Genomic DNA, 18915 nt, shown 5'->3' with positions numbered 1-18915 from the left:
GCCGGAATCACCCCGTGCGGAGCAACTCAACAGGACATAACGCCGCAATTCATAGCAACGTGGTGAAGGTGCCCCGAACGGGCTCACGATTCCTCCCCGGAGGTCCATGTGCGGCGGTCAGGCATCCTCATACGGGCGCGGCGGCGACCCCTGCGCGCGATGGCGGCGGCGGCGAGTGTCTTCGCCGCCGTCGTCGCCTGGACGCTCGTCGCGGGGCCCGCCGCGGCCGCCGCTCCCGGCGGGGACTGCGCCCTGCCGCGCACCACGGCCCACCACTCCGAAGGAGTGGATACGTGGAACGCCTCGTACCCCCGGCCGACCACGGCCCTGGACGCCGTGATGATCTTCCTCTCGTTCCCCGACGCCGCGCCGGCCCTGACCCCCCAAGAGGTCGCCGCCGACCACTTCCCGGAGACCTCGCGCTTCTACGACCGTGCCTCGTACGGGCAGTTCCAGCTGCGCGCCCACCCCGTCGACCACTGGTTCAAGATGCCGCGGAACTCCACCGACTACGGGATCCGGCGCGACTGGGACCCGGACCTGCGCACCGGGTACCTGCGGGACGCGATCGCCGTGGCCGACCCCTCGGTGGACTTCTCCGCGTTCGACTTCGTCTACCTGGTCGCGGACCCGGACGCCCCCGGCGTCGACGCGGACGCCACCAAGGTCGTGAACCTCGCCACCCCGATGCGGGCGGACGGCACCGATCTGCGGCGGCTGGTCACGGTGTTCGAGCAGCACCCCCCGGACCACAACGTGCTGGCCCACGAGACCGGCCATGTCTTCGACCTGCCCGACCTGTACTCCCGGCCGGCCATCGGCAGCGACGCCGACTGGGACACCCATGTCGGCGACTGGGACCTCATGGGCAGCCAATTCGGCCTCGCCCCCGAGCCGTTCGCCTGGCACAAGTGGAAGTTCGGCTGGCTGCGGGACAGCCAGGTCCAGTGCGTGTCCCGGACGGGCACCACCTGGCACGAACTGACACCGCTGGAGACCGCGGGCGGCACCAAGCTCGTCGTGGTCCGCACCGGGCAGCGCACCGCGCTCGCCATCGAGGTGCGCACCGCGGCCGGCAACGACGTGGGGCTGTGCCGGGAGGGCGTGCTGCTCTACAAGGTGCGCTCCGGCACCGAGTCCGGCGAAGGCCCCGTCGACGTCCTCGACGGCCACCCCGCCACCTCCGCCTGCCACGACGGCTCCGCCTACCCGCAGCTCGCCGACGCGCCGCTCGGCGTGGGCGAGTCCTACTCCTACGACGCGGGCCTGGTCCACGTCACGGTCGCCTCCCGCTCCCTGGACGGTTCCTGGGCCGTCAAGGTCAGCGAGGGATAGCGCCGTGGCGACGGACGGGCGAATACCGTGGATACCCGGAGCGGGCCTGAAGGCCGCCGCCATCGGGACGGTCGCGCTGCTCGCGGTGGCCAGCACGGCCGCCACCGGGCCGCAGGCCGCCTACTCCCCGCCGACGGCCTCCAGGCCGTGCGCGCTGCGCGCGACGCCGGGCACCGCGATGTCCGAGGGCTTCCCCGACCGCGCCGCGCGCGGGGTGGGCAGTGAGTTCGCCCCGTCGACCGGCCGGGTCCGGGCCCTGACGCTGTTCATCGACTTCTCCGACGCGCCCGCGCCCTACAGCGCCGCCGAGCGGTACGCGGAGTTCTTCCCCGCCGTCCAGCAGTGGTTCGACCGCGGCTCCTACGGAAAGCTGCACTACGAGTCGACGCCCGTGATGCGCTACATCCGCATGCCGCGGCCCTTCTCCGCGTACGGGATCGGCCGCGGCTACGGCTGGGACGCGCACACCGAGATGATGCGCGACCTGCTCTCGGTCGCCGACCGGGACATCGACTTCCGCGGCTACGACCTGGTCAACATCCTCGTCACCCCGAACGCGGGCCCGCCCGCCGACGAGGCCGTCCTGTCGGTCACCTGGACCGGCGCCTCGGCCGCCACCACCGACGACGGCGCCCGGCTCGACCGGGTCTCGCTGATCTACGGCCACGACCAGTCGGGATCCCGCGTCCTCGGCCACGAGAACGGCCACGCGTTCGGCCTGCCCGACCTCTACGCCTCCGACGACTTCCAGCGCACCGACACCCTCGCGGGCCAGTGGGACAGCATGTCCCTGGACTGGGGCCTGGGCGGCGACCTGCTCGCCTGGCACAAGTGGCGGCTCGGCTGGCTGGACGACACCCAGATCGCCTGCGCCCCGGTGCGCGGCGAATGGACGTACGCGCTGCGCGCCGTCTCACTGGCCGGTGGCCGCAAGGCCGTTGTCGTCCCGTACGGGCGGACCCGCGCCTATGTGATCGAGGCCCGGCAGGCGTCGGGCAACGACAGCGAGGCCTGCCGCGAGGGCGTACTCGTCTACCAGGTCCGTACCGACATCGACTCCGGCGCCGGCCCGGTGACCGTACGGGACGCCCATCCGACCACCAGCGCCTGCGACTTCAGCAGCGGATCGTTCAACTCCCTCAACGACGCCCCCTTCCGGGTGGGCGAGGTCTTCAACGACCCGGCGGCGGGCCTGACGGTCCGGGTGCTGGGCCGTGACCCCGCCGGTGAATGGGAGGTCAGGGTGACCCGCCGCTGACCCCGGGACCGGCTCCGGCGCGGCGCACCGGCTCTCGGGAGGGGGAGAGCCGGCGCACCGCGCCGGGGCGGTCGGGCGGAGAGCCGGTGTCAGGAGAGGAGTTCGGCCTTGAGGGTGATGTTCTTCACCGCGGCAAGGGCCTGGCTGACCGGGCAGTTGGCCTTCGCTTCCTGGGCAAGGGCTTCGAACGCCTCGGCGGTGATGCCGGGGACGGTGCCCTTGACGGACAGGACGACGCCGGTGATGCCCTCGCCCGGCTGGAAGGTGACGTCGGCCTGCGTCTGGAGCAGCTCCGCCGGGGTACCGGCGCCGGCGAGTGCGTGCGAGAAGGCCATCGAGAAGCAGGACGAGTGCGCGGCCGCGATGAGCTCCTCGGGGCTCGTCTTGCCGTTGGCCACCTCGGCGCGCGAGGCCCAGGAGACGTCGTAGGTGCCGACACCGGAGGTGTCGAGGGAGACGGTGCCGGAGCCGTCGAGGAGGGCGCCCTTCCACTGGGTGGTCGCGGTGCGGGTGGTTGCCATGGTCACAAACCTCCAAGAGAGAGCGGGAAACGCCTCTCGAACGCTACCGCGCCACCGGGTCCCCGGCGGGGAACGTCGGCGGGAACGCAGCGGGAAGGTCAGCGGGAGGGTCAGCGGCCCGGGAAGCTGTACGTGTAGTGCTGCGCGTCGAGCTGGTCCAGCAGTTGGGACAGCGCCTGCACCGTCTGGGTGCGGTCGCCGCCGCCGTCGTGCATCAGCACGATCGCGCCGGGCCGGAGGTTGGCGTTGATGTGGTGCATGATCGCGGCCGTGCCGGGGCGCTTCCAGTCGTCGGAGTCGGAGGTCCAGCCCAGCGGGCGCATGCCGTGGCCGGCGGCTATCTCCCGTATCCATGGCTTGAAGTCGCCGCCGGGCGCCCGGTAGTACGGCACTTCGGCGCCGGGCCCTGCCGCGTCGGCGATCTCCTGGCGCGCGTCCAGGATCTCGTGCGTGTTGTAGTCGGCGGACTTGGCGCTCTGGTGCTCGTCGTGGTGCACCGAGTGGTCGCACAGCCGGTGCCCGGCCGCGGTGATCTGCCGGACGACGGCGGGGTGGGCCTGGGCGTTCGGGCCGATCTCGCAGAAGGTGGCCTTCGCGTGGTGCCGGGCGAGCAGCGCCAGTATCTGCGGCGTCCAGCGCGGGTCGGGGCCGTCGTCGAAGGTGAGGGCCACGGCCTTGCCGCCGTCCTCCAGCCCGTGCTGTATCTCCCGGCTGACGCGGGTGCCGCCGGGCGCGTCGTCGGACCGGGTGGTCGCCGAGGACGAGGCGGGCGGCGAGGCGGGCCGCGAGGACGTGGCGGGTGGCGTGCCCGTCCGGGTCTGATGGGGGACCGTGGCGGAGGGCGGGCAGGCGACGGGGCGGAGACGGGCGCCGTACGCGTGCCCTGCTGGGCGCCGCAGGCCGCCAGGGCGGCTCCGGCGAGCGTCACCCCCAGAGCGGTGGCGGTCGTCTTCTTCGCGCTGCTCAGCGCCACGGTTGTACCTCCATCGATGCCGGGCCCCCGTACCGCTTTGTCCGAATTGCAGAAAATAGGGGGATTGTTATGATTTTTGAAGAGTGGGGAGAAGTTGGTTCGAGTCCAGCCGGCTCCACGCACGGGGCCGTAGCTCATCGGTAGAGCGACCCACTCGCAGGCCTGAAGGGGCCGGTCCGCACACCGGACCGGCCCTTCGTTCGTCCCGTGCTCCCACCGTAAGGGCAGCCCCCGGCAGGCGCCCTCGTCCGTTCGGCCAATGTCCGGCCGTCCGGTATCCCCCTAGGGACGGTATATCCGCAGATCAGCGGCGACGGACCAGCGGGAACGGCAGGGTCTCGCGGATCGACCGGCCGGTAAGGAACATCACCAGGCGGTCGACACCGATGCCCAGCCCGCCGGTCGGCGGCATCGCGTACTCCAGGGCGGTCAGGAAGTCCTCGTCGAGCTCCATCGCCTCGGGGTCACCGCCCGCCGCCAGCAGCGACTGCTCGGTGAGCCGGCGGCGCTGCTCGACCGGGTCGGTGAGCTCCGTGTAGGCGGTGCCCAGTTCGGTGCCGTACGCGACCAGGTCCCAGCGCTCCGCGAGCCGGGGGTCGACGCGGTGCTGCCGGGTGAGCGGGGAGACGTCCAGCGGGAAGTCCTTGTAGAAGGTCGGGACGGTGGTGCGCTCCTCGACCAGCCGCTCGTACATCTCCAGCACGATGTCACCGCGACCGTCGGCGGGGGTGTGCGGGACGCCCGCGCGGTCGCAGAGCCGCCGCAGCACCTCGGGAGGGGTGTCGGCGGTGACCTCCTCGCCGAGCGCCTGCGAGATCGCGTCGTTGACGGTCCGCACCGGCCACAGCCCGGACAGGCCGACCTCACCGCCGTCCCGGCGGGCGGTCTGCGAGCCGTTGGCGGCGGTCGCGGCCTGCTGGATCAGTTCGCGGGTCAGATCCAGCATCGAGTCGTAGTCGGCATAGGCCTGGTACGCCTCCAGCATCGTGAACTCGGGGTTGTGCTTGTACGACACGCCCTCGTTGCGGAAGGTGCGGCCGAGTTCGAAGACCTTCTCGACACCACCGACACAGAGCCGTTTGAGATACAGCTCCGGGGCGATGCGCAGATACAGGTCCAGGTCGTAGGCGTTGATGTGGGTGGTGAACGGGCGGGCGTTGGCGCCGCCATGCACCGGCTGCAGCATCGGCGTCTCGACCTCCAGGAAGCCGCGGGCCACCAGCGACTCGCGCACCGAGTGCACCGCGGCGCTGCGGGCCCGCAGCACGTCGCGGGCCTCGGGCCGGACCACCAGGTCGAGATAGCGCTGCCGGACCCGTGCCTCCGGGTCGGTCAGGCCGCGCCGCTTGTCGGGCAGCGGGTGCAGGCACTTGGCGCTCAGCCGCCAGGTGTTCGCGTCGGCGGTCACCTCACCGGCCCGGCTCACGCCCATCACCGCTTCGAAGTCCAGCAGGTCGCCCAGGTCGACGTCGGATGCGAACGCCCGCATCCCCTCGGCGGTGAAGTGGTCGCGGCCCAGCAGGATCTGCAGATCGCCCGACCAGTCCCGCAGCGTCACGAACACCACGCCGCCGTGGTCGCGCAGCCGCAACACCCGCCCGGACAGCCGGACATCGGTGCCGGCGGGCGCCGCCGCCGCGGCGGCCAGGGTGTGGGTGGGCACGATGCCGGGCGGGTACGGGTCGGTCTCCGCCCCCCGCAGCCGTTCCAGCTTCCGCATCCTGACGCGTACCTGCTCCGGGCGTCCGGAACCGGCCGTCCGGTCCGGTCCTGCCGCTGCCGCCGACAGGTCAGCGGCGGCGGCCGAGGCCTCCTCCAGCTCGACGAACGCGGGCAGCGCGGCCGGTCCCTGCCCCACGTTCCGGTCCCGCCAGAAGCGCAGCCGCGGCATCTCCACGAAGCCCTCGGCGATACCGGAGGCCAGGCCGATACGGGCCAGGTCCTTCGCCTCGGAGTAGCAGAGGAAGCGTGGATACCACTCGGGCTGGTACTTGACGTTCGACCGGTACAGGGCCTCCAGCTGCCACCACCGGGAGAAGAAGAGCAACAGCCGCCGCCACAGCCGCAGCACCGGGCCGGCGCCGATCCTGGCGCCCTCCTCGAAGACCGAGCGGAAGACCGCGAAGTTCAACGAGATCTGCCGGATGCCGAGCCGGGGCGACTGCGCCGCCAGCTCCGTCACCATGAACTCCATGATCCCGTTGGGGGCGGCGGGATCGCGCCGCATCACGTCCAGCGAGACCCCGGCCCGGCCCCAGGGCGCGAACGACAGCAGCGCGATGACCTGTCCCGCGTCGTCCAGCGCCTCGACGAGCAGACAGTCGCCGTCCTCCGGGTCGCCGAGCCGGCCCAGCGCCATCGAGAAGCCGCGCTCGGTATCGGTGCCGCGCCAGGCGTCGGCCCGTGCCACGACCTCGTTCAACTCCTCGGGCGACAGCTCGCGGTGCCGGCGGATCCGGCTCGTCGCACCGGTGCGCCGCACCCGGTTGACGGCCTGCCGGGTGCCGCGCATCTCGCGGCCCCCCAGATCGAAGCCGCCGACCTCGAGGACCGCCTCGTCGCCCAGTTCCAGCGCGCCGAGCCCGGCCCGGGAGTACGCCTTCGCGCCCTCCTCACCCGCGCCCATCACCGCCGGCACCCAGCCGTACTGCGCCGCGTGCTCCAGCCACGCCTCGATGGCGGGCCCCCACGCCTCGGTGTCACCCAGCGGATCACCACTGGCCAGACAGACGCCCACCTCGACGCGGAAGGTCACGGCGGCCTTCCCGCTGGGCGAGAAGACCACCGACTTGTCCCGCCGGGTGGCGAAGTAGCCGAGCGAGTCCTGCTCCCCGTACTTCGCCAGCAGGGCGCGGATCCGCGGCTCGTCGTCGCCGTGCAGCGCCGCCTCGACCTTCTGCGAGCGGAACAGCGTGGCGGCGGCGGCGAGCAGCGCGAGCGCGCCGAACAGACCGAGCCAGAAGTTGGTCCAGAAGGGCGGATGACCGATGCCGTCCGGCAGGTCGTTGACGCCACCGACCACCCGGTTGATTGCCCACCGCAGCCGGTCCTTCCCGACCAGTGTGCCGGGGAACACCGACAGCAGTGCCCAGCCGGCGAGGACGCCGATCACCAGGCCCACCAGCAGCACCAGCAGCGCCCGCCAGAACGCGCCCTTGCGCACCCGGGCGGAGAACTCGCCGCGCGACACCACCAGGACGGCGAGCGCCGTGCCGGTGATGGCCAGCGCCGGGATGGCGCTCCACTCCGATTCGAAGGCGATCAGCACCACGTTGGCCAGGACCGACAGCCCGAGGAACACCACGACGATCCAGTACGCCACCCGCTTGCGCGCCGCCAGCGCGCCGGCCAGCAGCATCAGGAACGCCGCGTAGGCGAGGTTCGCGGACGCCGGCACCGTCAGGATCTCCACCCAGCGGCGCACGGGTTCGAGGAGACGGTGCAGGGGGCCGACTACGGCGAGGACGGCGCAGAAGATGGCGAGTGAGGCGAAGAACTCCCCGAACCACTCCGGTACCGAGCGCTTCCAGCGGGGTTCCTCCATACGACCATGCTGTCCGCCCCCCGGCTTTCCGCAACCGGGACGCCCCGGCCGGAGCCCGGCCCGGCAGCGGGCTTCCCCCACCCGCCCGCCCTGTGCCCTCAATCGCCGGGCGGGCTGGTGGAGGGGAACGGGCGTCGGGCGTCGGCCGGGCTGGGTGGGTCTCAGGCGGCGGGTTCGGCCGGGGGTTGGGGTTTGTGCCTGGCTTCGCCCGGCGTGCGGGGCTTCGTGGGGGCGTTTAGGTTGGCGGGATGGGGTTCGGGTTGTGGTTGGCGGTGGGGTCCACGACGGCGTTGGTGCTGGTCGGAGGCCCGGCGCAGCCGGATCTGACGCGGTTCTACGCGCAGCGGATCACCTGGGCCGAATGCGCGGCCGACGGCATGCAGTGCGGCAGCATCGTGGTGCCGCTGGACTACGCGACACCCTCCCGCGGCACCGCCGACATCGCGCTGACGCGCTACCCCGCCACCGGTCCCGGCGACCGCATCGGCTCCCTGTCGGTGAACTTCGGCGGCCCCGGGGTCTCCGGGATCGACACGCTCGCCGACCGGGCCGGTACGGACCTGGCGGTCCTCAACACCCGGTACGACCTGATCGGGTTCGATCCGCGCGGGGTGGGCCGCAGTGTGCCGGTGGACTGCGGCGACCCGCCGCCCGCGGAGGGGGAGCTGATCGAGCAGGTCCGGCGGCTCGCCGGGCAGTGCGGGCAGCGGTCGGGCAGGATCCTGCCGTGGATCGGGACGACGAACGTGTCGCGCGATCTGGACGTCATGCGGGCGGCGCTGGGTGACGAGAAGCTCGACTACCTGGGCTTCTCGTACGGGACCAAGCTGGGTGCGGTGTACGCGCACCAGTTCCCCGACCGCGCCGGACGGCTGGTGCTGGACGGGGTGGAGGATCCGGCGTCCGACAGCGAGCGGGTGGCGCTGGGTCAGGCGGCCGCGTTCCAGCGCGCGCTGGAGGCGTTCGTGAAGGACTGCGCGAAGCAGGGGAAGGCGTGCCCGATCGCCGGCGCGGACCAGCGAGCCCGGATGGCCGGACTTGCGGACCTGGGCGACCGGCTCGCGGACGACCCGGTGCGGACCGCCGTCGGGGACCTCGGCCAGGACGAGTACCTGGAGGCGCTGCAGACGGCCATGTACAGCGCGGACTCCTGGCCGGCGCTGAGCGAGGCGCTGGCCGCGCTGCGGGCCGGCGACGGTGAGCTGATGCTGCTGCTCGCGCAGGACGGGGGCTCGGACGTCCGGCGGCGGACCCGGTCCGACGGGAGCGATCCGGGGCGGACCAACTACGCGGTGGCGAAGCTGGCCGTGGACTGCCGGGACACCTCCGACCGGTACACGGCCGGTCAGGTGGCGGCGGCCGGGGCGGCGTTCGCCGCCGCGTCTCCGGTGTTCGGCCGGGCCATCATCAATTCGATGCTGGCCTGTGCCGGCTGGCCGTCCGCCGGGGACAACACCTCCCGCGACGTCCGGGCCGTGGATGCCCCCAAGGCGCTGCTGGTCTCCACCAAGGGCGATCCGGCGACGCCGTACGCGAACGCCCGGCGGATGAGCGACGCGCTGGGCAACGGGAGCCCGGTCCTGACGTTCAACGGGCAGGGCCACGGCGCCTACTTCGCGCACAGCACCTGCGTGACGGACGCCGTCGACGGCTTCCTGCTGGACGGCAGGCTGCCGGCGGCGGGCACCGTCTGCGACTGACGGGCACCGACATCGAGCAGCCGATGCCACCGCTCAGGCGGCTCCGCTCAGTTGTCGCTGCCGCGGGCCCGTCGGCGGCCCAGGACGATCGTGCCGGTGAGAGCCGCGGCCACCAGCGCCGCGCCCAGCGCGGTCTCGGCCGGGTCCATGCCGATGCCGCCGCCGAGGCCGGTCTGTACCCCGCCCTTGGGCGTGCGGGACGAGACGGTCAGGGTGCCGGTGAACGGGCCCTGTTTGCCGGTGCCGCCGTTCTGGCACGACACCGAGACCTCGTACTGGCCCGGCTCGGTGCCCGCCGGGACCGTACCGACCCCGCCGAGCTGGTTGCTGAGGGTGGAGAGGTTGACCGCGGGGATGGACGAGCCGCCCGAGGCGGACCTGAACGTGGCGACGCCGCTCGTGCCGGTGCAGTTGCCGCCGTCGAACACGGAGAACTGACCGCCGGGGGCCACCGGGTTCGGCTGGACGATGACGGGATTGGCGGGCCCCACCGGCGTGAGGGGCACAGCGGGCGAGGAGAGCTCGCTGGGCACCTCGGGCGAGGAGAGTTCGCTGGGCACCGCGGGCGAGGTGAGGTCCGCCGGCACGTCGGGGGAGGAGAGCTCGGCGGGCGCCGAGGGCGCCGCGGACTCGACGGGGGCGATGGGCTCGGTCGAGGCGGCTGACGCGGCTCCCACCGCGCTCAGCGCGATGACCGCGGCAAGGGCGGAGCCGGTGAGTAGGTGCTGTGAGCGCATCGGGTTTCTCCCAGGGCGGGGTCACGGACGGTGTTCCGCGGGGCAGACAGGAATCTGCCCACCCTCCGAGGACACCCGGACGGCGCTCCCGGTGCCTGTTGACGATCGGTCAGAACTACGCCGAACGGACCAACGGAGGAACAGGGCCGACGCGGCAGGCGCAGGTCAGGGAGCCGGTCGGGACGCGTCAGGATCGGATGACCGCGCCACGGCCGGTCGGGTGACACGGGTCCGGCCGGCGCCCCCGCATGCGGTCCGCCTCAGCGCGGGCCAGGAGCCGGATCGTCCGGCGCGGGGTCCGGCGGAGAGTCCTCCGGCCCGGAACCGTCCGGTTCCGAAGCCAGTGCCGTCGCGGGCGCCGCCGGGTACGGCGCCCCGCCGAGCCGGGGCAGCCGCGGCGCCGTCAGGAAGCCCTCGGCCATGGCGGTGGCGGCGGCGATACGGGGCAGCTCGGCGGACCGCTCGTACAGCAGGTGGCGCGGGCGCCACTCCGGCAGGTAGGCGGCGTAGGAGCGGTAGCGGGCCTCCAGGTGCCAGCGGCGGGAGAGCAGCCGGAGGACCTTGCGCCACAGCCGCAGCAGCGGGCCCGCACCGGCCTTGCCGTCCTCCTCGAAGACCGAGCGGAAGACCGCGAAGTTGAGGGACACCCGCTCGACGCCGCGCACGGGCTCGGCGTCCGCCCGGGCCAGCAGCAGCAGTTCGGTGATCAGGTAGTCGATCAGCGCGCTGCCGGACTCGCGGTCGCGGCGCATCAGGTCGAGGCAGAGGCCGCGCCGGCCCCACGGCACGAAGCTCAGCAGCGCCGACGTGCGCCCCTGCGGGTCGCGGCACTCCACCATCACGCACTCGCCGTCCGCGGGGTCGCCCAGCCGGCCCAGGGCCACCGAGAAACCGCGCTCACTGGCGTGCCGTCGCCAGGCGTCGGCGAGATGGGCGAGATCCGCCATCTCGTCGCGGGGGATGTCGCGGTGGCGGCGTACGACGGCGGTGTAGCCGGCGTCGCGGATCAGCCCGTGGGCCTCGCGCAGCGGACGCAGCGCCTCGCCGCCGTCCGGGCCGTCCGGGCCGTCCGGTCCTGTCGTGGACGTGCCCAGGTACGTTCCGGCGAACGCGGCGACGTCGACCACCGCCTCGTCGCCGAAGTCCAGCGACTTCAGCCCGGCCCGTTCGTAGACCGCGGCGGCGCCCCCGCCGGTCCCGGTGACCCCCGGGATCCAGGCGTGCTGACGGGCGTCGGCCAGCCAGCCGTCGATCGCCGCCGGCCACTCCTCGCGGTCACCGATCGGATCGCCGGAGGCCAGCGCGACCCCGTTCACCACCCGGTACAGCACGGCGGCCCGGCCGCCGGGTGACCAGCTCACCGACTTGTCGCGGCGCAGGGCGAAGTACCCGACCGGATCGTGTTCGCCGTGCGCGGCGAGCAGTTCGCGCAGTCGCTGCTCGTCCGCCGGCTGGAGCCGGGCGCGGCCGCGCGGGGAGCGGAAGAAGGCGAGCAGCACCATCAGCATCAGCGTGACGCTCAGCAGGTTGATCGCGAGGTCGGTCCAGGCGGGCACGGCGATCTCGGGCAGGTCGAACAGGCTGGAGACGGTGAGCACACGCAGCACGGCGTAGTGCAGGCAGGCGCGCCAGCTCGCGGGCGGCGGGGCGTCGGTGGCGTGCACCAGGACGGTGCCCAGGCCCACCGTGACGACGCTGCCGATCAGCAGCGACACCAGTCCGAGGGCGACGTTGCCGCGCTCGCCCCGCACGTTGAACGCCCGGCGGGACACCGCCAGCGCGAGGGCCAGCAGCACGGTGAGCCCGAGGGAGATCCAGTTGAAGGGGTGTGCGCGGGCCTCCGGCAGCAGATCCAGCGCCAGCAGGCACAGCGCCAGGTACCCCCAGACCAGCGTGACGGCGACGATCCAGGACGCGCGCTTGCGGCGGCGCAGCGTCACCGCGAGCAGGAAGGCCAGGACGGCGCCGGTGAAGCCCGGGCTCAGCAGGAAGGCGGTGAAGAACTCCCCGTTGGTGGCCCGGTGCACCCGCTCGCGGAACGGCGCGATCAGCCCGGTCAGCACGTTGACCACGGCGGCGGTCCGCAGGTACCAGACGGCGACCGCCGCGCCCGGCTGCTGCAGCGGCCGCAGCCACACCTCGATCCGGGACGGCGGGATGTCGACGACCGTCGGGCGGGGCACGGGGACGCTCTCGGACTTCGACTTCAGGTGCGGGGCGCCCGCGACGGCGTCCATCAGCCTGGTCTTGAACGCCACCAGCCGCCGGTGGACCCGGTCCTCGCGGCGCTCGGAGCGGGCCAGCCGCCGGGGCCGGGAGTGGTAGCGCCAGCGGGACCAGGGGCTGGCCGGGCGGGCCAGCCGCAGCGCCCCGATGATCGCGACCGGCGGCATCATCACGCCGATCAGCCCCGTCCACACCTTGCCCTTGATCAGGCAGATGACCACGAAGCCCAGCAGGACCGCCGCGACACCGATCTGCTCGCCGTTGATCCCGCCGACGAAGCCGCCCAGCGGGGCCTCCCCGATGAGCAGCAGACCGATCACCGCGACAGCGAGGATCACCGCGTCCACGGACTTGCGGCCCTGCTCGCTCCAGTAGACGTCCTCCAGGTGCAGGACGAGGGCGAACTCGTCGAGCACCAGCCCGCAGCCGATGCCGAACAGCACGGCCAGCAGGTTGTGCGCGAGGACGCCGCCGCGTACCGCGAAGGAGCCGATGCCGCCGATGAGCATCATGGCCTGGCCGAAGACGACATGGTGGATGTGCAGTCCGCCCGGGTTGACGTTCCCCGGCCACCAGCTCACGCCGCGGCGGATCATCCGCACGCTGAAGCGGATGAAGAGGAACGAGCCGATCAACCCGACGAGGAGCAGGAACAGCGGTTCGCGACCGTTGTCGACGATCCGCGTCCGGTAGGCGTCGGCCAACCAGTCCCACATGGCGTCACCTCAAACCGGAGTCGGACCCCGGCTCAGGAGCCGGACAGCTGGCGGACCAGCCGTACGCCCTGAGCCGCCGTCATGTGCGGAAGGTACGCCTTGCCGATGGCGCGGGTGATGGTCGGCAGAGCGGCCGGATCGGGGTAGCACATGTACATAGGGTGGTAGTCGGGCTGGAATTTTGCCTTGAACGCGAGCAATGAACGGAAACCGTACACCGGTTCCAGTAGTCGCCCCGACACATCGACCAGCCGCTGGAGCGGCGCCGGGGCCTCGCCGCGGTCCACCCGGGCCATCGGCGCCCCGGACAGGCTGATGAACTCCGCGCCCTCCTCCTTCAGTCCGAGCGCGGAGGAGGCGATCAGGAACTCCATGACGCCGCGGAAGCCGGTGGAGCGGCGCCGCATGAAGTCCAGTGTCCAGCCGATCGGCTCGCCGTCCCGGTAGACCGGCATCCAGCTGGTGATGCCGTGGATGGTCCGGTCGGCGTCCAGCGCGATCAGACAGCGCACCTCGGGGTCGTCGAGTTCGTCGAGGCCGCCGAGGGTGAAGCCCATCTCGGGCAGGCCCTTGTCGGCGACCCACTCCTCGGAGATGGCCCGGATCTGCTCGGTGAGCGCCAGCGGCGCGTCCGGGAAGCGCCACCACTCGGCGGTGATGCCGGCCTTGCCCGCCTTGTTGAGCGCGGTGCGGACGTCCTGCCACTTCTTGCCCTTGAACTCCAGACCGGCCAGCGGTACGACGGTGTCCTCGGCGACCTGCAGGGACTTCCAGCCGAGCGCCTCGGCGGCCTGCCGGGACTCCTCGTTGACGCTGTAGAAGCACGGTGACCAGCCGCGCGCGTCGCAGAACGCGGCGAACTCGCCCACCGCGCGCTGCCGGGCCGACGGCTCCCCGAAGGGGTCACCGGTGGTCAGCGCGATGGTGGAGAGCACCCGGTAGGCCACGCCCGCGTCGCCGCCGGGGGACGTCCAGTAGTGGTTGCCCTCCCAGGTGGACAGGTACGAGAGCGTCGAGCCGCCGTGCTCGGTGAGGATCGAACGGGCCCGCCGGGCCTGCTCGTCGGAGGCCCGCAGCCGGTTGCTGCGGAAGACCACCAGCAGGGAGACGAGCGCGACCAGCCAGGGCACCAGACCGCAGTACTCGTACAGCCAGTGGGCGCCCGAGCCGACCGGGATGGGGCCCTGGTCGGCGAGGTCGCTGTAGATGGGCGGCAGGAAGACGGAGACGAGCCCCTGGCACAGGAAGGAGACGGTGGCGACGGGGTAGAACTGGTCGCGGATCGCGTAGGCGGTGCCCACGTAGACGGCCGCGACGGCCAGCACGCTGCCGCCGACGGCCAGTGCGATCCTGCGGACCGAGGTGCGCGGCAATCGCAGTTGGAAGCGGCTCCTGGTGACGACCAGCAGGACGATCGAGGCGGCGGGCAGCAGGAGCTGCTCGATGCAGGCGCGGATCAGCCAGCTCCGGTCGTCCCTGCCCTCCGGGGTGCTGAGGTCCAGCGAACCGAGGAAGTCCACCATCTCGTAGAGAACGATCGCCATCAGCGCCAGGTTGACCACGATGGCGAGGATCCAGGCCAGCCGCCGGCCGCGCCGTAGTCCTTCGGCGAGGACGAGCAGCAGCAGTGCGGGCATGACCGTCATCAGGATCGCGGGGGAGTCGTAGAAGTGCTCCTCGGCGTGGATCTGATGGCAGGCCCGCACCGATTCGGCGCAGGCGTCCTGGACGGCCTGGGCGTCGGGGTGCGAGGTGACGAGCAGATCGCGGAAGGTGGCCAGCGGGCCGAGCGCGTCGGGCGAGAGCATCGTCAGCGCCGGGCCGATCGCGGCGGCGGCGATGAACAGCCCGACCAGCACCCGGGTTTCGGAGTGCGAAGCACCGGTCGGCCGGTGCGGCAGCCGGTGCCAGAACACCGCTCCGACGGCCAGGCCGATCACCCCGCCGGTGACCTGCAGGACGTCCAGCAGGGTGCCCAGGTACAGCGCGAGGACCAGCACCACCGCGGCCAGCAGCAGGCGCACCCGGCGCCGCCACAGCGCCGTCATCGTTCCGCTCACCGTGAAGGCCACCCCCGCCACGGCGACCGTGGGGCCGACCGCCGCCTCCAGGGAGAGCAGTTCGAGCCAGTCGTCGCCGGCCAGGTCGCCGAGCTTGGCCAGGCCCACCCCGAGCAGGGTGCCGGCCACCTGGGCGGCAACCAGTGCCAGCACGGTGCGGGCGGAGCCCATCCGGCGCTCCGCCAGGGTGCCGAGCACGGCGAGCGCCACGGTGCTGATCAGATACATGTCGAGGCTGGAGCACCACAGGCCGGAGCTGAGCGGGGTCCACCAGTGGCCCTCGGCGAGGGTCTCCCAGCCGACGCCGACGGCGTCGAACAGCTGGTCGTCCGGGCCCCTGCGCAGCGATCCGGTGGCCGCGCCGGTGATCCACAGGGCGGCGATCAGGGTCACGGTGACGGGTGCGTGCCGTAGTTGCCCGGCGCCGCGCCGGATGGTGGCCGCCCAGGATCGCCACCGGCCGGGCGGCTTCGGCGTACTGGGCCCGGCCGGCTCCGGGCCGTCGGGGAGTTCCCGCGCCTGCGCCTGCGTTTCGGTCATCGGTGCAGTCCCGTCAGCCGCTGGATGGGGAGGTCAGATGGGTGACGCCGCCGAGCCAGGCCAGCCCCACGCCGAGGGCGGGCCGCCAGACCGCCCAGCTGTGGCCGCCGGGCAGCTCCTTGTAGGTGACGTTCATCCCGGCCTTGCGGGCCGCCGCGTACGCGTCCCGCTGCTGCGGCCGGTAGGTGCCGTCGGAGGAGCCGACGATGAACAGGCCGTTGGTGCCGGGGAAGGACTTCTTCCGCATGATCTTCAGCGGGCTGATGGCGTCGTAGGCGGCCGAGCTGCCGCCGAACAGCTCGTCGACGGTGTGCTGGTGGCCGCCCAGGGTCGGTTCGCGCTGCCCCGAGATGTCGACGAACGACCCGAAGAGTTCCGGGGCGGTGACGGCCAGCTGCAGCGAGCAGGTGCCGCCGAGCGAATAGCCGCCCGCCGCCCAGGACCCGGGTGCGGCCGCGACCTGGAGGTTGGCCCTGATCCACGCCGGTACGTCCTGGGTGAGGTAGGTGTGCACCTTGCCGCGTTCGGAGTCCACGCAGATGGTGTTGTTCAGCGGCGAGTGCAGGGTGTCGACGGAGACCGCGACCGGCGCCAGCCCGTGGTGCTCGGCGGCGTACGCGTCCATGGTCTCGGCCAGCTGCCCGGAGTCGAGCCAGTCCTGCGGCGATCCGGGCTGACCGGGCATCAGGACGATGACGGGGAGCAGCGCGCGCGGATTGGTCCGGTAGGCGGGCGGCAGATAGACCCAGGCGTCGCGCGCGTCGAAGCCGGAGACGGTGCCGGGGATCCGCACCTTCGACAGCGATCCCTTGCCGGGCATGTCCGCCGGCGGTTTCCACACCGATTCGAGCGTGCCGCCCACCGGGGTGCGGACGGTGGTGTTCTCCTTGCCGCCGCCGCTGGCCGTCCTGAGGTCGGTGCTCTCCCGGGTCAGCGCGGTCACCAGGGTGCGGAGCCGGGGGTACTGGTCGTAGAACACGTTCACTTGGGAGCACGCGGCGAGCAGGACGAGCAGGCCCGCCAGCAGCGCGGCCAGCCTGATCCGCCAGTGCGGGGTGTAGAAGCAGCGGGCCACGGCCAGGGCGACGCCGAACACCCCGACCCCGATCCACACCAGGACGCCGATCGGCAGTTCGTCGGCGATCAGCCGCCAGGAGTTGTCCTCCAGGTACTGCACGACGAACACCGCGACGGCGGTGCCGAGGGCGATCAGCGGGACGGTGAGGGTCCACCAGGAGCGTTGGCGGACCACGAGCAGCCAGCCGAGCGACAGCAGGCCGATCACGAGCACGATCCAGGGCACGGCGCCGTTGGTCAGCGGCCAGTCCATCGGCCCGCTCATGGCCAGCGGCTGTCGCACAGGGACCTCCCCGGTGACGCGCAGATTCATAAATGACATCAGAAATACCTAAACTAGGACATACTGCATTCACCTGCCAGTGGTGTGCCCCCGGTTCGGCCAACCGGCCGTTCCGGGGGTGGGCGCGCCGGTGGAAGGGGTGGGGGCAACGGGGTGCCGGTGCGTCAGGAGGGTGCGCCGGTTGGGCCGGTCGGCGGGGCCGCCGGGACTCCGTCAGGACGGTTCGGTGGAGCCGGTGAGCCGGGCGTAGACCACGACGTTGCCCAGGTATCCCGCCGCCTTGCTGAACACTCCGCCGCAGGTGATCACGCGCAGTTCGGCGTCCGGTGTCGCGCCGTAGACCCGGTCGGTGGGGAAGTCCTGCTTCTCGTAGACCTCGATGCCGTAGACCGTGAACACGGCGGTACGGCGGTCCGCGCGGTCGATCTCGATCCGGTCGCCCTTGTGCAGCCCGCCCAGCTCGTAGAAGACCGCGGGGCCCTCGCGGGTGTCCACATGCCCGGCCAGTACGGCGGCGCCCGCGGCGCCGGGCGCGGCCCCGCCCGCGTACCAGCCGGCCAGCCCGCGCTCGGACTCCGGCGGGGTCTGCAGATGGCCGGTGGTGTCGAGCCCGAGCCGCATGAGGGGCGCGTCGACCCCGATGGCCGGGACGCGGATCCGTTCGGGGGCGGCGGCGGTCATCGGGGCCGCGCGCGGCGGCAGTGCGACCTCCGTCTGCCCGCCGGCGGCCGGGTTCCGCCCGGCCGCGGAGACCGCCTCGGCCGGGGTGGGCAGCGGCGGTTCCCGCTCCTGCGTGCCGTCGCGCAGCAGCCAGGCGCCGGTCACCACCGTGACCGCGAGGATGCCCGCCGCCATCCGGCCGACGCGGCGCGGCGGCGGACGCCACGCGTCCTCGCGCGCGCCGTCGGGCGCGTCCGGGGGACGGTAGTGCGGCAGCGGCATGCGGGGCCTCCTGGAGACGGTCTCTCCCTGGCCTTGTTACCGCGCCGGGCCGCTCCCGTACCGCTCTCGCACTGCTCCCGTGCCGGCTCGGTACTGGCTCCGTACTGGCCCCGTACATGACGAAAGGCGCCCCTCCCGAAGGAGGAACGCCCAGGTCAACGGTTTCCCGTAGGTGCGCCGCCAGGGACTCGAACCCCGGACCCGCTGATTAAGAGTCAGCTGCTCTAACCAACTGAGCTAGCGGCGCGTGCTGCGAGACAGACATTAGCATCCGCTTCCGGCGGAGTGAAAATCGATATCCCGTTCAGGCCGGGGAGGCCGAGGGAGCCACCGCGGGAGCGGTCGTACGGGCGGCGGCGCGGGCCGCGCGGATGCAGGCCCACAGCAGCACGTCGGGGCCGGGGAGCCAGGGATGACGGGTGTCGGGGGCCACCACCCAGCGCGACGATCCGCCCTCGGTGTCCAGGCCGGTCTCGTCGCCGTACAGCGGCGGCACGGTCACCGCGTCGCCCAGGCCGTGGCACATCAGCGGCGGCACCGAGCGGCTCCACTCCTCCCAGCCCAGCAGCGACGGCAGCCGCTGGGCGGATCCGGGGGCGACCAGCAGCAGCACCCGGCCGCGGTGCACGGCGACCGGCCCGCTTCCGGGACCGGCGGCCCATAACTGCTCCAGCACCCGGCGGCCGAAGAGCGCGGGGAGGTTCACCACGTCGAAGACGGTGCCGCACGGCAGCACGCTGGGCGCGGTCGGGCGGGCGCTCCACAGCGCCTGGACGCTGCGCGGGAAGGCGCTGGCGGAGGCGAGCCAGGCGGCTCCCGCCGGGGTGACGTACGCGGTGTGCGACTGCCGTTCAGGGTCCGTCGGGTCGCCGGCCACGGTGATGTCCGGGTGCCTCCAGGTCTCCCACTGCCATTCGCTCATACACCTAGAGGTACCGGCCGCTCGCGCTGCGTCCATGTGAATCGGACGAATACGGGACAGGAACACCGGTCGTCCGGTACC

General features: G+C 72.6%; 13 protein-coding genes and 1 tRNA gene. 4 read left to right on the top strand and 10 right to left on the bottom strand.

What is annotated here, in order from left to right; all coding sequences use genetic code 11:
- Positions 1-159 precede the first annotated feature (159 nt).
- Together C8250_RS18000 and C8250_RS17995 are read left to right on the top strand one after the other, a co-directional pair.
- Positions 160-1335, top strand: a complete 1176-nt coding sequence (locus C8250_RS18000; RefSeq protein WP_138359251.1) for a M6 family metalloprotease domain-containing protein — start codon at positions 160-162, stop codon at positions 1333-1335.
- Between the two features lie 4 nt (positions 1336-1339).
- Positions 1340-2593: a M6 family metalloprotease domain-containing protein gene (locus C8250_RS17995; protein WP_244809185.1), complete on the top strand. Its 1254-nt coding sequence runs from the start codon at positions 1340-1342 to the stop codon at positions 2591-2593.
- Positions 2594-2682: 89 nt separating this feature from the next.
- Here the strand turns inward: C8250_RS17995 and C8250_RS17990 are convergent, their stop codons facing one another.
- Entirely contained in the window at positions 2683-3114 is a 432-nt protein-coding gene (locus C8250_RS17990; protein ID WP_138359237.1) for an OsmC family peroxiredoxin, read from the bottom strand.
- Between the two features lie 110 nt (positions 3115-3224).
- Positions 3225-3785 (bottom strand): polysaccharide deacetylase family protein, encoded by a 561-nt coding sequence (locus C8250_RS43560; protein ID WP_244809183.1) that lies wholly within the window; start codon positions 3783-3785, stop codon positions 3225-3227.
- A gap of 4 nt (positions 3786-3789) precedes the next feature.
- Here C8250_RS43560 and C8250_RS43555 point away from each other — a divergent pair, with 4 nt between their 5' ends.
- Entirely contained in the window at positions 3790-3936 is a 147-nt protein-coding gene (locus tag C8250_RS43555) for a hypothetical protein (RefSeq protein ID WP_244809181.1), read from the top strand.
- A 455-nt stretch (positions 3937-4391) separates the two neighbouring features.
- Here the strand turns inward: C8250_RS43555 and lysX are convergent, their stop codons facing one another.
- A complete protein-coding gene (gene lysX / locus C8250_RS17980) occupies positions 4392-7631 on the bottom strand; it encodes a bifunctional lysylphosphatidylglycerol synthetase/lysine--tRNA ligase LysX (RefSeq protein WP_138358024.1) in 3240 nt (1079 codons plus the stop codon).
- A 248-nt stretch (positions 7632-7879) separates the two neighbouring features.
- Between lysX and C8250_RS17975 the strand changes: the two genes are divergently transcribed.
- The gene (locus C8250_RS17975; RefSeq protein ID WP_138358022.1) at positions 7880-9331 is read left to right on the top strand and encodes an alpha/beta hydrolase; all 1452 of its coding nucleotides are present in this window, start codon (positions 7880-7882) and stop codon (positions 9329-9331) included.
- 47 nt (positions 9332-9378) lie between these two features.
- Here C8250_RS17975 and C8250_RS17970 read toward each other — a convergent pair whose 3' ends face one another.
- From C8250_RS17970 to C8250_RS17940, 7 genes are all read right to left on the bottom strand, one after another.
- Entirely contained in the window at positions 9379-10068 is a 690-nt protein-coding gene (locus C8250_RS17970; RefSeq protein WP_138358020.1) for a hypothetical protein, read from the bottom strand.
- A 260-nt stretch (positions 10069-10328) separates the two neighbouring features.
- The gene (locus C8250_RS17965; RefSeq protein WP_138358018.1) at positions 10329-13010 is read right to left on the bottom strand and encodes a phosphatidylglycerol lysyltransferase domain-containing protein; all 2682 of its coding nucleotides are present in this window, start codon (positions 13008-13010) and stop codon (positions 10329-10331) included.
- A 32-nt stretch (positions 13011-13042) separates the two neighbouring features.
- Positions 13043-15610 carry a DUF2156 domain-containing protein gene (locus C8250_RS17960; protein WP_138358016.1) on the bottom strand — a complete coding sequence of 856 codons (2568 nt, stop codon included), beginning with the start codon at positions 15608-15610 and terminating at the stop codon, positions 13043-13045.
- A 13-nt stretch (positions 15611-15623) separates the two neighbouring features.
- Positions 15624-16970 (bottom strand): alpha/beta hydrolase-fold protein, encoded by a 1347-nt coding sequence (locus C8250_RS17955; RefSeq protein ID WP_187144890.1) that lies wholly within the window; start codon positions 16968-16970, stop codon positions 15624-15626.
- Positions 16971-17183: 213 nt separating this feature from the next.
- The gene (locus tag C8250_RS17950; RefSeq protein ID WP_306664958.1) at positions 17184-17912 is read right to left on the bottom strand and encodes a class F sortase; all 729 of its coding nucleotides are present in this window, start codon (positions 17910-17912) and stop codon (positions 17184-17186) included.
- 173 nt (positions 17913-18085) lie between these two features.
- Positions 18086-18159 (bottom strand) — tRNA-Lys (locus tag C8250_RS17945).
- Between the two features lie 57 nt (positions 18160-18216).
- Positions 18217-18834, bottom strand: coding sequence for a bifunctional DNA primase/polymerase (locus C8250_RS17940; RefSeq protein WP_138358012.1), 618 nt, complete (start codon positions 18832-18834; stop codon positions 18217-18219).
- Between the last annotated feature and the right edge of the window lie 81 nt (positions 18835-18915).

Origin of the sequence: Streptomyces sp. So13.3 (genome assembly GCF_005860785.2) — a bacterium.
Lineage (GTDB): Bacteria > Actinomycetota > Actinomycetes > Streptomycetales > Streptomycetaceae > Actinacidiphila > Actinacidiphila fildesensis.
The sequence above is the reverse complement of the archived record's forward strand: the minus strand, read 5'-3'. Positions and strand labels throughout refer to the sequence as shown.